General features: G+C 65.6%; 2 protein-coding genes and 1 pseudogene. All 3 read right to left on the bottom strand.

Annotated features, from left to right (window positions below; genetic code table 11):
- A partial coding sequence (locus EOA38_RS31665; RefSeq protein WP_145966156.1) for a 3-keto-5-aminohexanoate cleavage protein occupies positions 1 to 254 on the bottom strand: 254 nt, incomplete at its 3' end.
- Positions 255 to 263: 9 nt separating this feature from the next.
- Positions 264 to 1,645, bottom strand: a pseudogene (locus EOA38_RS31660) (aspartate aminotransferase family protein).
- 1 nt (position 1,646) lies between these two features.
- Positions 1,647 to 3,242: N,N-dimethylformamidase beta subunit family domain-containing protein (locus tag EOA38_RS31655; protein ID WP_245480966.1), on the bottom strand; the 1,596-nt coding region annotated here is incomplete at its 5' end.

The raw sequence follows: 3,242 nt of genomic DNA, 5'->3' as shown, positions 1-3,242 counted from the left end.
GTGGTGATGTTGATCACCGCATCGGTCGCCTGCTTGATGCGCGGCAGAAACTGCATGAACACGTCCGGATCGGCCGTCGGCCTGCCGTCCTTCGGGTCGCGGGCGTGCAGGTGCAGGATCGAGGCGCCGGCTTCGGCCGCGGCGATGGCGTCGGTCGCGATCTGGTCTGGCGTCACCGGCAGATGCGGCGACATCGACGGCGTGTGCACCGATCCGGTGACGGCGCAGGTGATGATGACTTTCCTGGGCGCCATTGTCGTCCCTCAGCCTTCCACCGGCAGGTCGAGTTCGGTGGCGAGCGCCGCAAGCGAGTCGCCGATGATGGCGATCATCTCGCCGATCTGCTCGCGCGTGATGATCATCGGCGGCGCCACCATGAAATTGTCGCCGTCGACGCCGCCCTTGACCCTGCGGCCATAGATGATCAGGCCGCGCGCATAGGCGAGGTCGAGCAGGCGCTGCGTCGCCTTGCGGGCGGGATCGATGGGCCTCAGCGTCTCCGGATCGGCGACCATTTCCACACCGAGGAGCAAGCCCTTGCCACGCACGTCGGCCATGAAGGGGAAGCGCTTTTGCAATTCCTTCAATTCGCCGATCAGCACGTCGCCCATGGCGGCAGCGTTGGCGATCAGATCGAGGCGGTCCATTTCGCCGAGCACCGCAAGCCCTGCCGCGCAGGCCAGCGGATTACCCGCATAGGTGTGGCCATGCTGGAAGCCGCCGGCAGCCAGCAGCGGCTCGACCAAGCGCATCGGAGCCGCCAGCGCGCCGAGCGGCGCATAGCCCGAGCCCAGCCCCTTCGACAGCGCGACGATGTCCGGCTTGCAGTTCCAGTGGTCACCGCCCAGGAATTTGCCGGTGCGGCCGGAGCCGCACATCACTTCGTCATGAATAAGAAGAATGCCGTAGCGGTCGCAGATTTCACGGATGCGCGGATAGTAGCTGTCGGGCGCTACAAGGGCTGCCGTGGCTGCGCCACCGACCGGCTCCATGATGAAGGCCAAAACGCTTTCCGGGCCTTCGGCGAGGATTTTTCCTCCAGCATGTCGGCGTAGCGGATGCCGCGCTGTTCCATCGAGAGGTTGTCGCGGTCGCGCCAGGCCGTGGGGGCCGGCACGGTCGGCATCACTTGCATCAATGGCGTGAAGGTCTCGGCAAGCGCGTCGTCGCCGGTGACCGCCAGCGAGCCCAGCGTGCCGCCATGATAGGAGGGGAAGCGGGTGATCACCTTCCAGCGCTTCGGCCGGCCGGTGGCGACCGCCCATTGCCGGGCAAGCTTGATGCAGGATTCGGTCGCCTCGGAGCCGCCGGAGACGAAGAAGATACGGTCCATGCCGGCCGGTAGCTTGCTGGCGAGCTTCCGCGCGAGTTCTTCCGCAGGCTCGTTCTCGAAATGCAGCCTGTAGGCGAAAGTGGTCTTGTCCATCTGCCGCTTCATGGCATCGAGCACGTTGCGGTTGGAGTGGCCGATATTGGCAACCATCGGGCCGCTCGAGCCGTCGATGAAGCGGCGACCGTCCTTGGTCCAAAAATAGATGCCTTCGGCGCGGTCGACCAGCGGCCGGCGCAGGCTGGAGAGATAGAACAGATGCGATGGCGGCCGCGCTTCGGCTTCGGGCGAGGGCTGCACTTCCAGTTTCGGCATGTCAGGTCTTTCCGAGATAGCGGTCGAGAATATTTTTGGTCACGCGTTCGACCATCGCGTCCTGCCTCAACAGGCCGGCTACCCATTCGCAGCTTCCGGCATGGAAGACTTCGCCCTTGCCGCGCGGGAAGTTGACGATCATGCCGTTGCCGCGCTTGACCTTGTCGAGATTGGCATCGCTCGCCTCGCCGAACAGCGTCTCGGCGGTGAAGCGCCCGTCCTCGTCGGCAAGGAACTGATCCTTGATCGGGATGTCGGCGCTTTCCTCGACCTGGCTCGCCATGCCGACGGCCAGCACCTGCAGGCCATCCGGCGCGCCGCTCTCCGCCGTCGGGTAGGGCAGGCCGCCACGGATCTCGAAATCGAGCCCGTCGACTTCGTAGCCGTAGACATGGCTGTCGGCGCCAAGCAGGTCGCCATAATAGATGCCGGTGCCGGCAAACGCCCAATGCTCCGGCCGATAGACGGGAAAGCCGCGCACGCCGCGCGGCGCGCAGCCGCCCCAGCCGGCATAGACGCCCCTGGTCGCATGGAGGCCGAAGGTGGCGCTGCCTGGGCGGCCGATCTCCGGCGCCTCCCAGGAGTTGGTGGCGCGCGTCACGTCGCCGCGATAAGCGGGGTCCTCCGCGCGGGCGCGGTATTTGTAGCAGACCTGGCGGCGGCCCTCGTCCTCCAGCCTGGTCTGCCACATGAAGTTGCCGGCGAAGCGGGCAGCATGGCCGCCGCGCTCGACATAATTGTCGACGGCGTCGCGCATCTCCCAGGTCCAGTATTCGTCATGGCCGCTGAAGACGACGCAGTCGTAGCCATCGAGGATTTCGGGCGAGAAATGCAATTCGTGCTGGCTGGCAAGATCGATTGCATAGCCGGCGCGCTCGGCGAAGCGGAAGAAATGGCTGTCGTAGCTCGCCCAGCCGGAAGAGGCGTATTTCTTCGAATGGCCAGTGGCGAAAGCCCATTCCATATGCGGATAGCGCGGCACGGTCTTCGGCGGCACCGCAACTTCCAGCGGCACGCGAGGCGCGTCCTTGGGCAGCACCACGAAGCCGCGGCACCAGGGGCGCTGCGTCGATACCGTCGTCGCATACTGGTCGCGGTTCGGGCCGGTGATGCCCTGATAATGATTGGAGCCGCCCCAGGTGTTGTAGGCCGTCCAGGTGCCGGTCGCGGCGACCTGCAGCAGGCGGCCGGGCTTGCGGCCGGGCAGGGGCGCGACGATGAACAGATGGTGGCTAAGGATCGGCTCACCATCACCGCCGTCGGCCGAGAGCGTGACGCGATAGGCCCCCGACGGCCAATCCTCGCCGATACGAAATTCGAACGACGCTTCCCAGCCGCAGCCTTCAACCGAGCATTGGTCCCGCGTGTCCTGCCATCGCGCCGACAGGCCCACTTCCTCGAAGACCTTCGTCTCGGTTCTCCCATCGCGGACGACAACGATGCTGAAACGCGGCGCTGTTGAGCTGACATGCAGCGTCACCGTTTCACCGGGACGATAGGAGAAACGGTCGCTGTAGCACCAGATCTCGCCGCGGCGGCCATCCATTCCCGGCCATTCGTAATAATGGCCGCGCACAGCCTCGCGGCGCTGCTCGGG

Origin of the sequence: Mesorhizobium sp. M1E.F.Ca.ET.041.01.1.1, assembly GCF_003997355.1 — a bacterium.
Classification (GTDB): domain Bacteria; phylum Pseudomonadota; class Alphaproteobacteria; order Rhizobiales; family Rhizobiaceae; genus Mesorhizobium.
This window is presented reverse-complemented; position numbering and strand designations above follow the sequence as displayed.